The sequence below is a fragment of the Marinobacter nauticus ATCC 49840 genome (assembly GCF_000284615.1).
In the GTDB taxonomy this organism is placed as follows: Bacteria; Pseudomonadota; Gammaproteobacteria; order Pseudomonadales; family Oleiphilaceae; genus Marinobacter; species Marinobacter nauticus.
The window spans coordinates 2439020-2455711 of record NC_017067.1 but is presented as its reverse complement, the minus strand read 5'-3'; the positions used below and the strand labels follow the sequence as shown (position 1 = coordinate 2455711).

Here is a 16692-nt window from a genome sequence, read left to right as displayed (position 1 = left end):
CGGGGGTGCCCCGGGACGCTAAGTCTATCGTTTTGCAAGTCATCGCGGAAAGGGCCTGTATGGCAAAAGATCAAAAACATGACGATCCGGAATACCAGGCTCGTTCGGTAGCGCTGCGCCTGCTGGCCCGCCGGGAGCACAGCCGGTATGAACTGGCGCTCAAGCTGCGGCAGCGCAGGATTCCACCGGATGTTTTTGATCCGGTGCTGGATGAGTATGAGTGTGAAGGCTGGTTGGATGATGACCGGTTCGCGGAGATCTATACCCGCCAACGCATCGAGGCGGGTTACGGGCCGCTGCGAATACTGGCCGAACTGCAGCAGCGTGGAGTGAATCAGACTCCGGCGTGTCTGTCGTCCGTCGCAGAAGAAGAGTGGTGCCGGAGAGCGGTCCGGGCCCGTGATAAACGGTTCGGACTGGCTGATGTGCAGGGGGATCTGCCTGAAAAGCTCCGCCAGGCCCGATTTCTGGCCCGGCGTGGATTTTCATCATCTCAATCCGAGCATGCCTTGAGCGCGGGACCGGATGATGACTGATTCAGAGTGTCGGCGGTATCAACCGTAGTTCCGGAGGCAGATCAGCGCGAAGATCCGGCTGAGACTCGCTGGCCGGGGCATCGGAGCCAGCTTCGTTGTCGCCAAGCCAGGCCAGTTGATCTTCAAGCCCGGGCGCTGAAGGTGCGTCCGGTTCGGTAATCCGGACCAGAACGTCGTAATACCGTCGGATATTCTGCACGTAAACCACCGGTTCGTGCCCGCGTGCGTACCCGAACCGGGTTTTGGTGTACCACTCTTTCTGTGCCAGCAGCGGCAGAAATTCCTTCACATCCATCCATCGGTCCGGGTCTTTTCCGGCGGATTCAGCCAGGCGTCGGGCATCTTCAAGATGTCCAAAGCCGACGTTGTAGGATGCAAGCGCAAACCAGGTGCGATCCGGCTCCGGAATTCGTTCCGGGATGCGCCCGTGCACCATCCGGAAATAGCGGGCCCCGCCCTCAATACTTTCCTCGGCATCCAGTCGGTTATTAATACCGATGTAATTGGCGGTAGTGCGGGTGAGCATCATCAGACCGCGAACCCCGGTGGGGGATACGGCGTTGGGGCGCCAGTGGGATTCCTGGTACCCGATGGCGGCCAGCAGGCGCCAGTCCATGCCGGATTCCTCGGCATAATCCTGGAACAGTGACTGATAGCGGGGCAGGCGGTTCTCGACATGGTGCATGAAGGTCCGGGCGCCGACGTAATTCAGTCTGTCCAGGTGGCCGTAGAACCGTTCCGCGAGCTGGGCCATGGTGCCGTTGTTGTTCATCCTTTCCATGAAGGATTCGGCGGCCTGTACCAGGGTGTCGTCCTGAGCGGTTGGAAACAGCCAGACAAGCTCAGTGGGCTCGTTCAGTGAGAACGCTTCGTACACCTTTGGGAAGAAGACGTGGTTCAGATCCAGCTCATTGGACGCCACCGCCGCATAGCCGAATTCCCCGCTTTCCACCCGGGCCAGAAGACCCGCAGCATCCAGCCCCGGATGTTTCTGAATGATGGGGCCAGCCTCGTTCCCGGGATCAGCAACAAGGTGCTCATGGTTGCTGTCGGCCAGCATATGGATGGTTTCGGAGGCGAGATCTTCCAGTGATTCCGGTGCAGGAACTTCTTTGTTATAGACGATAACCGATTGCGCGGCGACACCTATGGGCACCGAGCGGTACTGCTCGCCAAAGTCGGGCCGTTGTGTCAGGCCGGCCAGACCGATGTGCGCGTAGTTTCTGGACAGGACAGAGAGGATTTCAGAATTATCGTCGGCGACCCGAACCCGCAGTTCAACCCCGAGTTCGTCGGCAAACAGTCTGGCCAGCTCGTAATCGTAGCCGGTGTCCTGTTCTCGATCCTGGTAATAGATAGAAGGCGCAACCCGGGTGATGACGTGCAAAACGCCTTCTTCCCGGATTTCCTGCAGCGTTGTGGGCTGCGAGCAGCCTGTGGCAAGGAGAACTGCCAATACAATGCTCAACTGCGCACTACTGCGTCGGAAAGTGCTGATAAATCGTGACAAATCCCTGCTCTCCGCTACACGCTCAATGGTCAGGATGGTCCGGGAGGTGCTCCCATGCTCCTGCTTTTTGATGCTTCTTGCTTTCCATGCATAGTCTCAATGATCACTGCTGAGGGCGAAATGGTCAATTGGTCTGGTTAATAACTGTGCAAAAGAATGTCAATTTTACAGTGCGGAAAGAGGCCAGCTTCCGCTGTAACCCGAGGTCGGTTTCAAGTATCATTGCGGCCTTTCAGACGTCCCCCGATTCGCGCGATACAGGTTGATATCATGCTTGAACTTCGCGGCGCGCCAGCGCTCTCGCCTTTTCGTTCCCGCAAACTGCATTCCCGTATACAGGAAATGGTGCCGGGTGTAGAACATGTGTATGCCGAGTTCATGCACTTTGTGGATCTTGATGCCGACCTTTCCGATTCGGAACAGGCCATCCTGGATCGCCTGCTTACCTATGGTCCCAGTGTCCAGGTTGAGCAGCCGGATGGGATTTTATTCCTGGTGGTTCCGAGGCCGGGCACGTTATCGCCATGGTCCAGCAAGGCGACGGATATCGCCCGTAATTGTGGCCTCCGGCAGATTCGCCGAATTGAGCGCGGCATTGCCTACTATGTAAAGGCCAGCAAGAAACTTGGCCTGGAGCAGCGCGAGCAGATCGCAGCACTTCTCCACGACCGTATGACTCAGAAAGTGTTCCACGAGATGGGCGGCGCAGAACTTCTGTTCAGCCACGAAGAGCCTCGCTCTCTGGGACGGGTACCGGTGTTGTCTGGTGGCCGGGATGCCCTGGTGGAAGCAAATGGCCGGTTGGGCCTGGCGCTGGCGGACGATGAGATTGATTACCTGGTCAAATCCTTTGTCGGCCTGGAGCGGGATCCGACGGATGTTGAGCTGATGATGTTTGCTCAGGCCAACTCTGAGCACTGCCGCCACAAGATTTTCAACGCGTCCTGGGATATCGATGGGGAAGGCCAGGAAAAGTCCCTGTTCGCGATGATTCGCAATACCTTCGAGATGAACAGCGAGGGCGTGCTGTCGGCCTACAAGGACAACGCGGCGGTGATCGCCGGCAGCGAAGCCGGTCGCTTCTTCCCGAATCCGGACTCGGGTGTCTACGGCTATAACCGGGAGCCGGTGCATATCCTGATGAAGGTGGAAACCCACAACCACCCGACTGCGATTGCCCCCTTTTCCGGCGCGGCCACAGGCTCTGGTGGCGAAATCCGGGATGAAGGCGCGACCGGTCGTGGTTCCAAGCCGAAAGCCGGTCTCACCGGTTTCACCGTTTCCAACCTGAATATTCCCGGCGACGAGCAACCCTGGGAAATCGGCTATGGCAAGCCGGACCGGATTGCCTCTCCCCTGGATATCATGATTGAAGGCCCCATTGGTGGGGCGGCCTTTAACAACGAATTCGGTCGTCCTAACCTGGCCGGTTACTTCCGGACCTTTGAAGAGAAGGTGCCTGGCGCCGCCGGTGAAGAGGTCCGTGGGTATCATAAGCCGATCATGATTGCCGGTGGTCTGGGCAACATTCGCGAGCAGGACGTAGAGAAGGGCAATATTCCGGTCGGCGCCAAGCTTATCGTGCTGGGTGGTCCGTCCATGCTGATTGGCCTTGGCGGGGGCGCAGCCTCTTCCATGGACTCCGGTTCCAGTAATGAGAATCTGGATTTCGCATCGGTACAGCGCGACAACCCTGAAATGGAACGGCGTTGCCAGGAAGTTATCGACCGTTGCTGGCAGATGGGCGACAAAAACCCGATCTGCTTCATTCACGATGTCGGGGCCGGCGGCTTGTCCAATGCCATGCCGGAGCTGGTCAAGGACGGTGGCCGTGGCGGCAAATTCGAGCTCAGGGATATTCCCAGTGACGAACCGGGCATGTCGCCCCTGGAGATCTGGTGTAACGAGTCTCAGGAACGTTACGTTATGGCGGTTGCGCCTGAAAACCTGGATCTTTTCGATGCTCTGTGTCGTCGCGAGCGCTGCCCGTATGCAGTGATTGGTGAGGCGACCGAGGAACATCATCTGGAGCTGGGTGATTCCTACTTCAACGACAAGCCCGTTGATCTGCCGATGGAAGTGCTTTTCGGCAAGCCTCCGCGCATGCATCGCAGTGTCAGCCGTTCCTCCTTTACCAAGCCGATTTTCGATTCCACGAAAATCGATCTTCACGATGCCGTTCGGCGGATTCTGCGTCTGCCGTCGGTTGGCTCCAAGAGCTTCCTGATTACCATTGGCGACCGCACTATCACCGGGCTGGTGGCCCGGGACCAGATGGTCGGCCCCTGGCAGGTTCCTGTCAGTGATGTGGCGGTAACCGCAGCATCTTTTGATGTGCGCACCGGTGAAGCCATGGCGATGGGTGAGCGCACACCGCTTGCGGTGATTGATGCGCCGGCGTCTGGCCGAATGGCTGTGGGCGAAACCATCACCAACCTCGCGGCGGCGCCGATCGCAAAGCTGTCGGATATCCGGCTTTCCGCCAACTGGATGGCTGCTGCAGGTCATCCGGGCGAGGACGAGAACCTTTACGAGACCGTTCGCGCTGTGGGTATGGAGTTGTGCCCGGCGCTGGGTATTACCATTCCAGTGGGCAAGGACTCCATGTCCATGAAAACCGCCTGGGAAGAAGATAATGGCGAGCAGAAGAGCGTCACTGCGCCGCTGTCGCTGATCGTCAGCGGTTTTGCTCCGGTGACCGACGTTGCCCGCACCCAGACACCTCAGCTGCGCACGGATGCCGGTGAAACGGATCTTATTCTTGTTGACCTGGCCGCTGGTCAGAACCGTCTTGGCGGATCTGCGCTGGCGCAGGTTTATCGTCAGGTGGGTGCTGTGGCGCCGGATCTGGACGACCCCGAGGATATCAAGGCATTTTTCGCGGTTATTCAGGGCCTCAACGCCGATGGCAAGTTGCTGGCCTATCATGACCGTTCCGATGGTGGTCTGTTCGTCACCCTTGCGGAAATGAGCTTTGCTGGCAGAACCGGTGTCGATATCAAGCTGGATGGCCTCGCGGAAGACGAATCCCAATTTGCCCGCGAACTCTTCAATGAGGAACTGGGTGCGGTTATCCAGGTGCGCCGTGAAGACACTGATTTCGTTCTCCAGCAATTCTCCGGTGCCGGGCTGGGAGATCACACCAGTGTCATTGGTACTCTGAATGACAAGGATCGGGTTCGGTTGTTGTTTGCCGGAGAGCCGGTTCTGGATGAGGCGCGCACAGATCTGCAGCGCCTCTGGGCAGAAACCAGCTACCGTATTCAGTCTCTTCGCGACAATGCCGACTGTGCCCGGGAAGAATTCGAGAACCTGCTCGATGCCGAGGATCCGGGGCTGAGTGCTGATCTGACCTTTGATCTGAATGAAGACGTCGCGGCGCCATTTATCAATACCGGCAAACGGCCGAAAGTGGCGGTGTTGCGGGAGCAGGGCGTAAACGGACAGGTTGAGATGGCGGCAGCCTTCGACCGCGCAGGCTTTGAAGCGACGGACGTTCACATGAGTGACCTGCTATCCGGTCGCATCAGTCTGGAGAAGTTCCAGAGTCTGGTGGCTTGTGGCGGTTTCTCCTACGGTGATGTGCTGGGTGCTGGTGAAGGCTGGGCCAAGTCCATCCTGTTCAACGACCGGGTGCGTGATCAGTTTGCTGCGTTCTTTAATCGCCAGGATACCCTTGCCCTTGGTGTCTGCAATGGTTGCCAGATGCTATCCAATCTGCACGAGCTGATTCCGGGCAGTGAGGGCTGGCCCCGCTTTGTTCGAAACCAGTCAGAACAGTTCGAAGCGCGCTTGGTGATGGTTGAGGTTACTTCCTCACCATCCGCCTTCCTGGATGGCATGACTGGCTCCCGTATGCCGATCGCGGTTGCCCACGGTGAGGGGAGGGTTGAGTTCGCTTCCGGCACGTCAGCCAAGGCGCTGTCGGATAACGAATTGGTTGCTCTCCGATATGTCGACAACCGTGGCCGGGAAACGACCCGTTACCCCTATAACCCCAACGGTTCAGAGTCTGGTATTACCGGTATTACCACACGGGATGGTCGCGTGACCATCATGATGCCCCATCCAGAGCGGGTGTTCCGGGCCGTTCAGCACTCCTGGCGCCCGGATACCTGGCAAGAAGATGGTCCCTGGTTGCGCATGTTCCGCAACGCCAGAAAGTGGTTTGGTTGATTCGCTGAATCGCAGCTGAAAAGAGAAGTGAAAAGCCAGCCTCCGGTCTCTGTTTCCAAGAGAGTCGAGGCTGGCTTTTTTTATTGTAGGTTGGTTAAGCCGGTACCTTTGATGTCAACCCCAAATTCAACCCCTGATGCCCTAAAATAGTCTGTAAATTTGCTGTCTCGGGGCTTGACTAGACAACTTTATGCACATTTCCGGTGCCGCCCTGGCCGTTCTGTGAGCAAACATTGAGAACTAAGTTCAGTTTTTGTGCGAAACCTTTAACCTATTGATATTAAAGGAAATAAAATCATGGGTGAAAATGTCGGCAATTTAAGAGAAGTCCAGTATTCATGGGGCTTGGGGGGCGATTCCCAAAAACTTTCCCCAGAGTTATCCACAGAATCTGTGAGTAAGTTTGAATTCTCTAATGCTGGGTGATATTTGATCAGTCAGGGAGGTGTCCGTGTATAAATTTTGCTACTTCGTACCCGAGAGTCATCTGGAACAAACCAAGCAGGCACTGTTCGATGTTGGTGCCGGAAAAATTGGAGAATACGACAGTTGTGCCTGGCAATGTGAAGGCCAGGGACAGTTCCGACCGCTGGCGGGAAGCGATCCGTTTCTGGGGCAGCAGGGGCAATTAGAAACGGTGCGGGAATATAAAGTGGAGTTAGTGTGCGACGACAGCCTCATAAGAGATGCGCTAGCCGCATTGAAGGAAGCACATCCTTATGAAGAGCCGGCTTATGAGATCTTTCGGCTGGTTGATCTTTGACGGCCGGTCAGGCTTTTTTTCCCATTGGGTGGCGGATATCACTGACGTGAACGCCAAACCGCTCTGTCTCCATATCGATAAGAAAAAGCTCAAGGGTTTTGCGTACGGTTGGAAACGATATCTCGTCCCATGGGATCTCGCCGGGGGAGAAAAGGCGGGACTCCAGGGATTCTTCTCCGGCGCCGAATTGCCCGTCTATAAGGCTGGCGCGATAGAACATGTGAACCTGGTTGATATGCGGCACATCGATGATGGAGTAAAGGCCTTCGATGGTGACGTCGGCAAGGGCCTCTTCCAGCGTTTCCCTCGCTGCAGCCTCAATGGTTGTCTCGGCATTTTCCATGAAACCGGCGGGCAGGGTCCAATAGCCGTAACGGGGCTCGATCGCGCGCCGGCATAAAAGTATCTGGCCTTCCCAGACCGGAACTGTACCCGCCACAATCCTCGGGTTCTGGTAATGTATGGTCTCGCAGCTGACACATACGTAGCGGTGCCTGTTGTCACCCTCCGGAATGCGTTGTTCGACCGGATGGCCGCATGTGCTGCAATACTTCATTAGTTTCCCCGTATACTGAGTGTCTGTTGATGATCAGTTTAACGATCCCGGCTGTCTGTGTCTCATGCAAAATCGGGATGCCACTGGAGTAGCGAGTGCGAGACCTATTAACTAAAAAATTATCCAATTATGCCCCTCGACAGCTGGCACTGGATTATCCGGAAGCCGGTATTCTGGTGCCGGTAACGGATGATGAAAATAATCCGGAAATGATTTTCACCCTGAGGTCTGCCAACCTGAAAACCCATCGTGGCCAGGTGTCTTATCCGGGCGGCAAGCGGGATCCCGAAGATTCGTCGCTTGCGGCCACTGCGTTGAGAGAGACCCATGAAGAAATCGGGTTGCCTCCCGACCAGGTGGACGTCATCGCACCATTAAGCCAGGTAATGTCACGCTACGGCATTCTTGTAACACCCTACGTAGGGGTTGTTCCAGGCGATCATCCGGTGGTGCCCAATCCCTATGAAATAGAAAGCGTGTTCCGGGTACCGCTTTCCTTCTTTCTGGAAGACAGGAGGGAGCGCACCGATGCCCTCAGTTTTCTGAACCACACCTTTTATGTGCCCTGTTATCGCTGGGAGCGTTACCAGATCTGGGGGCTGTCCGCGGTTGTTCTGGTCGACTTTATGAACGCCGTGTACGATGCCGGAATCGATCTGCTCGAACCCCCTCAAGGAGGCTGATATGTTTTACGAGCTCGAAGACAAGCGCCCCCAGGTAGTTGGCGATGGTCAGTTTGTTGCTGAAAACGCCGTTATCATTGGCAATGTCCGGTTGCTGGAGAAAAGTAGCGTCTGGTTTAACGTGGTTATTCGGGGCGACAACGAGTGCATCACGGTTGGTCCTGAATCCAACGTTCAGGATGGATCGGTGTTGCACACCGATCCGGGGCTGCCTTTGACCATCGGCCGGGGTGTTACTGTCGGTCATAAGGTGATGCTGCACGGATGTGATATCGGCGATTATTCACTGATTGGCATAAATGCGGTGGTGCTTAATGGGGCAAAGATCGGCAAACATTGCCTGATTGGCGCCAATACGCTGATTCCTGAAGGTATGGAAGTACCGGATGGTTCGATGGTTGTGGGCTCTCCTGGCAAGATCAAGCGTGAACTGAACGACAATCAGAAGAAAATGCTGGAAATGAGCGCGGCGCATTATGTTCAGAATGCCACGCGTTACCTGGAGAAACTTAAAGCGTGTGATCCGGAGCAGAAATGAACAGGGCTGATCGGGTGCGCTCACCCTGCGTAAGCGTGTGCGCCTTAGACGAGAACGATGTTTGCATAGGGTGCCATCGTACCAGTGACGAGATTCTTCACTGGACTCGCATGACAGACGATGAACGCCGAGAAGTTTTGAAACTGGTGGCAATACGTGAACAAAAGGTAGCTCTATAAGATGACCGATAACACCAAGACCAGCGTCAGATTGGGTACACCTCTTAAAAGCAACTCGTTCCGGGTACTTTTTTGTGGTTCCGGGGAATTGGGCAAGGAAGTTGTGATTGAGCTCCAGCGCTTCGGCGTTGAGGTGATCGCCATTGATCGATATGCCGATGCACCGGCAATGCAGGTGGCCCATCGTTCCCATGTTGTCGACATGCTTGACCCTGTGGCTTTGCGGAGCGTCATCGAGAAAGAGCGCCCGAACCTGATTGTTCCGGAGATAGAAGCTATTGCCACCCCGGAGTTGGTCAAGCTCGAGCAGGAAGGTTATCGGGTGATACCCAGTGCGCGGGCGGTCAACCTGACGATGAATCGTGAGGGTATTCGTCGGTTGGCTGCGGAAGAGCTCGGGTTGCCAACGTCACCGTATCGGTTTGCGGGTACGCGGGAAGAGTATTTGCAGGCGGTTGCGGAAGTCGGGCTTCCCTTGGTGGTAAAACCAGTGATGAGTTCGTCTGGCAAGGGGCAAAGTACAGTAAAGACCGAAGCCGATATTGAAAGAGCCTGGGAGTACGCACAAACCGGAGGCCGGGCAGGAAAGGGCAGGGTAATCGTCGAAGGCTTTGTCGATTTTGACTATGAGATTACTTTGCTGACGGTGAGGCATAAAGAGGGGGTAACCTTCTGCGAGCCCATTGGTCACAGGCAGGAAGATGGTGACTATCGCGAATCCTGGCAGCCGCAGCCGATGAATGACCTGGCATTACAGCGTTCAAAAGAGATCGCCCGTGCTGTGGTGGAAGATCTCGGCGGTTACGGCATCTATGGTGTTGAGCTGTTTGTGAAGGGTGAGAACGTCTGGTTCTCGGAGGTCTCACCTCGCCCTCATGACACGGGACTGGTCACGCTTGTATCCCAGGACCTGTCCGAGTTTGCTATCCACGCCAGGGCCATACTGGGTATTCCCGTTCCTGTTGTTCGACAGAATGGTCCCAGTGCGTCGGCGGTCATTCTGCCGGAGGGAAGCTCCACAGAAGTTTCCTATACCGGCCTGGAAGAAGCCCTGGCACAACCGGGAACCCAGCTACGCCTGTTCGGAAAACCGGAATTACAAGGCAGGAGGCGAATGGGGGTAGCGCTGGCGTTGGGTAGCTCCATAGAGGATGCCCGGGAGAAAGCCCGCACTGCAGCAAGCTCTATAAAGGTCGAATTCTGAAAGCCTGATCCCTGAATCCATGGTGAGGGGTGAAAATCCGGGTGATTTTTGGTCGTTCTGGTTGTATTCTGAACAGCTCGATAGGTGGAAACCGAAGCCCGGTAAAATAAATTGAAAATGGGCGTTGACAGTTTTCCTGAGGGCTGTAGAATGCGCACCACTTCTGAGGGACACGGCAGACAACGCCGGTTCACGAGGGATGCAACTACTTGAAAGTGTTCGAAAATTTGCTTCAAAAATTCTTCGAAAAAAGTGGTTGACAGGGCAGCGGAACGATGTAGAATACGCGGCCTTGATTGAGCAACAGCTCAAACGCTCTTTAAAAAGTTAACCAAGTAATTCGTGTGGGCGCTGGTCGAGGTATTTCGGACACGAAATATCAGGACAGTGACTCGTCGAAATTGAGTTTTGTCTTGAGCAAGAATTAAGAACTTTCGGGTTCTTGTATGATTTAAACTGAAGAGTTTGATCATGGCTCAGATTGAACGCTGGCGGCAGGCTTAACACATGCAAGTCGAGCGGTAACAGGGGAAGCTTGCTTCCCGCTGACGAGCGGCGGACGGGTGAGTAATGCTTAGGAATCTGCCCAGTAGTGGGGGATAGCCCGGGGAAACCCGGATTAATACCGCATACGTCCTACGGGAGAAAGCAGGGGATCTTCGGACCTTGCGCTATTGGATGAGCCTAAGTCGGATTAGCTAGTTGGTGGGGTAAAGGCCTACCAAGGCGACGATCCGTAGCTGGTCTGAGAGGATGATCAGCCACATCGGGACTGAGACACGGCCCGAACTCCTACGGGAGGCAGCAGTGGGGAATATTGGACAATGGGGGCAACCCTGATCCAGCCATGCCGCGTGTGTGAAGAAGGCTTTCGGGTTGTAAAGCACTTTCAGTAGGGAGGAAAACCTTATGGCTAATACCCATGAGGCTTGACGTTACCTACAGAAGAAGCACCGGCTAACTCCGTGCCAGCAGCCGCGGTAATACGGAGGGTGCAAGCGTTAATCGGAATTACTGGGCGTAAAGCGCGCGTAGGTGGTTTGGTAAGCGAGATGTGAAAGCCCCGGGCTTAACCTGGGAACGGCATTTCGAACTGTCAGACTAGAGTGTGGTAGAGGGTAGTGGAATTTCCTGTGTAGCGGTGAAATGCGTAGATATAGGAAGGAACACCAGTGGCGAAGGCGGCTACCTGGACCAACACTGACACTGAGGTGCGAAAGCGTGGGGAGCAAACAGGATTAGATACCCTGGTAGTCCACGCCGTAAACGATGTCAACTAGCCGTTGGGACTCTTGAAGTCTTAGTGGCGCAGCTAACGCACTAAGTTGACCGCCTGGGGAGTACGGCCGCAAGGTTAAAACTCAAATGAATTGACGGGGGCCCGCACAAGCGGTGGAGCATGTGGTTTAATTCGACGCAACGCGAAGAACCTTACCTGGCCTTGACATCCAGAGAACTTTCCAGAGATGGATTGGTGCCTTCGGGAACTCTGAGACAGGTGCTGCATGGCCGTCGTCAGCTCGTGTCGTGAGATGTTGGGTTAAGTCCCGTAACGAGCGCAACCCCTATCCCTGGTTGCTAGCAGGTAATGCTGAGAACTCCAGGGAGACTGCCGGTGACAAACCGGAGGAAGGTGGGGATGACGTCAGGTCATCATGGCCCTTACGGCCAGGGCTACACACGTGCTACAATGGCGCGTACAGAGGGCTGCCAACTCGCGAGAGTGAGCCAATCCCTTAAAACGCGTCGTAGTCCGGATCGGAGTCTGCAACTCGACTCCGTGAAGTCGGAATCGCTAGTAATCGCGAATCAGAATGTCGCGGTGAATACGTTCCCGGGCCTTGTACACACCGCCCGTCACACCATGGGAGTGGATTGCACCAGAAGTAGTTAGTCTAACCTTCGGGAGGACGATTACCACGGTGTGGTTCATGACTGGGGTGAAGTCGTAACAAGGTAGCCGTAGGGGAACCTGCGGCTGGATCACCTCCTTAAACGAAGCCGAATGCTTCGGTCAGAGTCCACACGAATTACTTGGTTGGCTAATAAAGAGAGCAGATGGGTCGTTGCAGGCCCGTGTTTTGGGTCTGTAGCTCAGGTGGTTAGAGCGCACCCCTGATAAGGGTGAGGTCGGTGGTTCAAGTCCACCCAGACCCACCAGAATTGTTCAGCTCGTCGTTGTCGAAGTACTTGCATAGCAGGCTATGCGGCGCACTTCGACGCCTAGATCTGATCAATTCTTGTAGATAGCTTCTTGGGGCTATAGCTCAGCTGGGAGAGCGCCTGCCTTGCACGCAGGAGGTCGGCAGTTCGATCCTGCCTAGCTCCACCAAACTTTACTGACTAACTTCGGTTAGCAGTGTACAGAAACGAATGTTTCATATCGATGAAGCCTTCCTTTCTGATCACTGGGTCAGATTTGCTCTTTAACAAATTGGACGAGATAGAACACGAATATTTTTCTCTCATTATCTCCGAGAGAAAATGTTCAAAGTGATAGCGATTTCAAGCGTTATCCGGTGTTGTCGTTGAAGTGGTTGTTCTATTGCTTCAAGTGACTGTCTCGAAGATACCTCGGAATCAGGCTTGCCTGGTGATGAGTGTGACTTCGTGATCAGTTGTCTTGGGGTTATATAGTCAAGCAACTAAGCGCATACGGTGGATGCCTTGGCAGTCAGAGGCGATGAAAGACGTGGAAGCCTGCGATAAGGTTCGGGGAGCTGGCAAACGAGCTGTGATCCGGACATCTCTGAATGGGGAAACCCACCAACCTTCGGGTTGGTATCTTACACTGAATCCATAGGTGTAAGAGGCGAACCAGGGGAACTGAAACATCTAAGTACCCTGAGGAAAAGAAATCAACCGAGATTCCCTAAGTAGCGGCGAGCGAACGGGGACCAGCCCTTAAGCTGAACAACTGGTAGGAGAAGGCTCTGGAAAGTGCCGCCATAGTGGGTGATAGCCCCGTATCCGAAACCTGAGTTCAGTGAAATCGAGTAGGTCGGCGCACGAGAAACGTTGACTGAACATGGGGGGACCATCCTCCAAGGCTAAATACTCCTGACTGACCGATAGTGAACCAGTACCGTGAGGGAAAGGCGAAAAGAACCCCTGTGAGGGGAGTGAAATAGACCCTGAAACCGTATGCGTACAAGCAGTCGGAGCAGACTTGTTCTGTGACGGCGTACCTTTTGTATAATGGGTCAGCGACTTATGTTCAGTGGCGAGGTTAACCGTTTAGGGGAGCCGTAGGGAAACCGAGTCTGAATAGGGCGAATTAGTCGCTGGGCATAGACCCGAAACCGGGCGATCTATCCATGAGCAGGTTGAAGGTGCCGTAACAGGCACTGGAGGACCGAACCCACTGTCGTTGAAAAGCCAGGGGATGACTTGTGGATCGGAGTGAAAGGCTAATCAAGCCCGGAGATAGCTGGTTCTCCCCGAAAGCTATTTAGGTAGCGCCTCGGACGAATACCACAGGGGGTAGAGCACTGTTTGGGCTAGGGGGTCATCTCGACTTACCAACCCCATGCAAACTCCGAATACCTGTGAGTACTATCCGGGAGACACACGGCGGGTGCTAACGTCCGTCGTGAAGAGGGAAACAACCCAGACCGCCAGCTAAGGTCCCAAAGTACCAGTTAAGTGGGAAACGATGTGGGAAGGCTCAGACAGCTAGGAGGTTGGCTTAGAAGCAGCCACCCTTTAAAGAAAGCGTAATAGCTCACTAGTCGAGTCGGCCTGCGCGGAAGATGTAACGGGGCTCAAACTGGTCACCGAAGCTGCGGCTGCATACTTTGTATGCGGGGTAGGGGAGCGTTCTGTAAGCCTGCGAAGGTGTGTTGAGAAGCATGCTGGAGGTATCAGAAGTGCGAATGCTGACATGAGTAACGACAATGCGGGTGAAAAACCCGCACGCCGGAAGACCAAGGGTTCCTGCGCAACGCTAATCGGCGCAGGGTGAGTCGGCCCCTAAGGCGAGACCGAAAGGTGTAGTCGATGGGAAACGGGTTAATATTCCCGTACCTTGGATAGCTGCGATGGAGAGACGGAGAAGGCTAGGTGAGCCGGGCGACGGTTGCCCCGGTTTAAGCATGTAGGGAGTGGACTTAGGCAAATCCGGGTCCACAATCCCGAGACGCGACGACGAGTGCCCAAGGGCGCGAAGTCATTGATGCCCTGCTTCCAGGAAAATCTTCTAAGCTTCAGGCTATTCGAGACCGTACCCCAAACCGACACAGGTGGTCAGGTAGAGAATACCAAGGCGCTTGAGAGAACTCGGGTAAAGGAACTAGGCAAAATGGTGCCGTAACTTCGGGAGAAGGCACGCCGGTGTGTACGTGAAGCCCCTGCGGGTGGAGCGGAAGCCGGTCGAAGATACCAGGCCCCTGCGACTGTTTATTAAAAACACAGCACTCTGCAAACACGAAAGTGGACGTATAGGGTGTGACGCCTGCCCGGTGCCGGAAGGTTAATTGATGGGGTTAGCATTCGTGCGAAGCTCTTGATCGAAGCCCCGGTAAACGGCGGCCGTAACTATAACGGTCCTAAGGTAGCGAAATTCCTTGTCGGGTAAGTTCCGACCTGCACGAATGGCGTAACGATGGGGGCGCTGTCTCTACCCGAGACTCAGTGAAATTGAAATCGCCGTGAAGATGCGGTGTATCCGCGGCTAGACGGAAAGACCCCGTGAACCTTTACTATAGCTTCACAGTGAACTTTGAGCATGCTTGTGTAGGATAGCTGGGAGGCTTTGAAACCGGGACGCCAGTTCCGGTGGAGCCAACCTTGAAATACCAGCCTGGCATGTTTGAGGTTCTAACTCTGGCCCCTTATCGGGGTTGAGGACACTGTGTGGTGGGTAGTTTGACTGGGGCGGTCTCCTCCCAAAGCGTAACGGAGGAGCACAAAGGTGGGCTAAGCACGGTCGGACATCGTGCGGTTAGTGTAATGGCACAAGCCCGCTTGACTGCGAGACAGACACGTCGAGCAGGTACGAAAGTAGGTCATAGTGATCCGGTGGTTCTGTATGGAAGGGCCATCGCTCAACGGATAAAAGGTACTCCGGGGATAACAGGCTGATACCGCCCAAGAGTTCACATCGACGGCGGTGTTTGGCACCTCGATGTCGGCTCATCACATCCTGGGGCTGAAGCCGGTCCCAAGGGTATGGCTGTTCGCCATTTAAAGTGGTACGCGAGCTGGGTTTAGAACGTCGTGAGACAGTTCGGTCCCTATCTGCCGTGGACGTTGGAGATTTGAGGAAAGCTGCTCCTAGTACGAGAGGACCGGAGTGGACGAACCTCTGGTGTTCGGGTTGTCACGCCAGTGGCATTGCCCGGTAGCTATGTTCGGACAGGATAACCGCTGAAAGCATCTAAGCGGGAAGCCCCTTCCAAGATGAGATCTCCCCGAGGCCTCGAGCCTCCTGAAGAGCCGTTCAAGACCAGGACGTTGATAGGTCGGGTGTGTAAGCGCTGCGAGGCGTTGAGCTAACCGATACTAATTGCTCGTGCGGCTTGACTATATAACACCCAAGACAATTGCGGATGACGCAACGAAATCCACATCACTCAGTTCCTTCTCGTCCCCCAGTGATCAACCGTTTTGCCTGACGACCATAGCGGTCTGGAACCACCTGATCCCATCCCGAACTCAGAAGTGAAACAGACCTGCGCCGATGGTAGTGTGGCGTTGCCCATGTGAGAGTAGGTCATCGTCAGGCTCCTAAATAAACAAGCCCCAGCATCCTTGATGCTGGGGCTTTTTTATTTCTGCCTTTATGGTCACTATCGACCGATTAATTCAATAACGCCGCCAACAATGCTATGCAGCAAACTGAATTGTTCATCGGTGCGCGCAATATACTCGTCCAGAACCCCTCCCTGCCATGTCACAAGCCAAACCAGTGCCACCAAACCCGCAATGGATAAGCCGCCCAGCCAGCGCATTTGCCGTTGTTGCTGGTCTAACTTCTGAACCTGTTGTAGCTGACATTCGGTAAAGGCAGCGCGCAACTCACGGATTTCTTCCTCCAGCTCTTCATAGGCAATTTCCAGCGTAGACAGGCGCCCGGTCATGCCCCGGGAGTTCTGTTCCGTTGCTTCCAACCCGTGATGTCCTCCTTCCTCAACGGCCAGGCGGATGGCTTCACTTTGTTCCTGATCAGGCACGTTAGACAGAATGATATCCAGAGTTCGCATCAGCTGGTCCCGGTCAACCTGCTTGCGAATGACACCGGCAGCACCGAGGGCTCTGGCTTCCTGTAGGTAACGTTCTGCGTTCTGGGAGGTATACATGAATACCGGGATGTCCCGCGTCTCCGGCTGCTGCTTGAGTCTCTCCAGTGCCTGAAAGCCATTCATGCCCGGGAGGAGATGATCAAGGAAGATAAGGTCGAAATGTTCCTGCTGAAGCAGGGGGAAGGCCTGCTCCGCAGTGGCAACCCCTTTGGTGGAGATATCCGCTCGTTCAAGCAGCCGGGACAACAGAATACGGGCCGTTGACGAGTCTTCGATGATCAGTGCGTGCCCTCGCGGCATGAGAG

The 16692-nt window shown here is 55.0% G+C and carries 10 protein-coding genes, 2 tRNA genes and 3 rRNA genes; 12 read left to right on the top strand and 3 right to left on the bottom strand.

What is annotated here, in order from left to right; all coding sequences use genetic code 11:
- Window positions 1-59: 59 nt before the first annotated feature.
- Window positions 60-536 carry a regulatory protein RecX gene (locus MARHY_RS11460; protein WP_014421948.1) on the top strand — a complete coding sequence of 159 codons (477 nt, stop codon included), beginning with the start codon at window positions 60-62 and terminating at the stop codon, window positions 534-536.
- A gap of 1 nt (window position 537) precedes the next feature.
- On the opposite strand, the gene mltF is transcribed toward MARHY_RS11460, so the two are convergent.
- Window positions 538-2046, bottom strand: coding sequence for a membrane-bound lytic murein transglycosylase MltF (gene mltF, locus MARHY_RS11455; protein WP_081496571.1), 1509 nt, complete (start codon window positions 2044-2046; stop codon window positions 538-540).
- A gap of 270 nt (window positions 2047-2316) precedes the next feature.
- Here mltF and purL point away from each other — a divergent pair, with 270 nt between their 5' ends.
- Together purL and MARHY_RS11445 are read left to right on the top strand one after the other, a co-directional pair.
- On the top strand, window positions 2317-6222 hold the full coding sequence (gene purL / locus MARHY_RS11450; RefSeq protein ID WP_014421946.1) for a phosphoribosylformylglycinamidine synthase: 3906 nt from the start codon (window positions 2317-2319) through the stop codon (window positions 6220-6222).
- A 451-nt stretch (window positions 6223-6673) separates the two neighbouring features.
- Window positions 6674-6985, top strand: coding sequence for a YqfO family protein (locus MARHY_RS11445; protein ID WP_014421945.1), 312 nt, complete (start codon window positions 6674-6676; stop codon window positions 6983-6985).
- A 7-nt stretch (window positions 6986-6992) separates the two neighbouring features.
- Here the strand turns inward: MARHY_RS11445 and MARHY_RS11440 are convergent, their stop codons facing one another.
- Window positions 6993-7541: an NUDIX hydrolase gene (locus tag MARHY_RS11440; RefSeq protein WP_014421944.1), complete on the bottom strand. Its 549-nt coding sequence runs from the start codon at window positions 7539-7541 to the stop codon at window positions 6993-6995.
- Between the two features lie 95 nt (window positions 7542-7636).
- Between MARHY_RS11440 and MARHY_RS11435 the strand changes: the two genes are divergently transcribed.
- The 9 genes from MARHY_RS11435 (at window position 7637) to rrf (ending at window position 15870) form a co-directional block, all read left to right on the top strand.
- A complete protein-coding gene (locus MARHY_RS11435; protein WP_011785940.1) occupies window positions 7637-8224 on the top strand; it encodes an NUDIX hydrolase in 588 nt (195 codons plus the stop codon).
- Between the two features lies 1 nt (window position 8225).
- Window positions 8226-8762, top strand: coding sequence for a gamma carbonic anhydrase family protein (locus tag MARHY_RS11430; RefSeq protein ID WP_014421943.1), 537 nt, complete (start codon window positions 8226-8228; stop codon window positions 8760-8762).
- Window positions 8759-8941: a DUF1289 domain-containing protein gene (locus MARHY_RS11425; protein ID WP_011785938.1), complete on the top strand. Its 183-nt coding sequence runs from the start codon at window positions 8759-8761 to the stop codon at window positions 8939-8941. Before MARHY_RS11430 ends, MARHY_RS11425 begins: the two co-directional genes overlap by 4 nt.
- Before the next feature lies 1 nt (window position 8942).
- Window positions 8943-10145 carry a formate-dependent phosphoribosylglycinamide formyltransferase gene (gene purT / locus MARHY_RS11420; protein ID WP_014421942.1) on the top strand — a complete coding sequence of 401 codons (1203 nt, stop codon included), beginning with the start codon at window positions 8943-8945 and terminating at the stop codon, window positions 10143-10145.
- A gap of 453 nt (window positions 10146-10598) precedes the next feature.
- Window positions 10599-12139: ribosomal RNA gene (locus MARHY_RS11415) — 16S ribosomal RNA — on the top strand.
- 89 nt (window positions 12140-12228) lie between these two features.
- Window positions 12229-12305: transfer RNA gene (locus MARHY_RS11410), tRNA-Ile, on the top strand.
- A gap of 96 nt (window positions 12306-12401) precedes the next feature.
- Window positions 12402-12477 (top strand) — tRNA-Ala (locus MARHY_RS11405).
- 303 nt (window positions 12478-12780) lie between these two features.
- Window positions 12781-15672: ribosomal RNA gene (locus MARHY_RS11400) — 23S ribosomal RNA — on the top strand.
- Window positions 15673-15755: 83 nt separating this feature from the next.
- A 5S ribosomal RNA gene (gene rrf, locus MARHY_RS11395) occupies window positions 15756-15870 on the top strand.
- The 16S, 23S and 5S rRNA genes sit together here with 2 tRNA genes alongside, the layout of an rRNA operon.
- A gap of 64 nt (window positions 15871-15934) precedes the next feature.
- Here the strand turns inward: rrf and MARHY_RS11390 are convergent.
- Window positions 15935-16687 (bottom strand): response regulator, encoded by a 753-nt coding sequence (locus tag MARHY_RS11390; protein WP_014421941.1) that lies wholly within the window; start codon window positions 16685-16687, stop codon window positions 15935-15937.
- Window positions 16688-16692 lie beyond the last annotated feature (5 nt).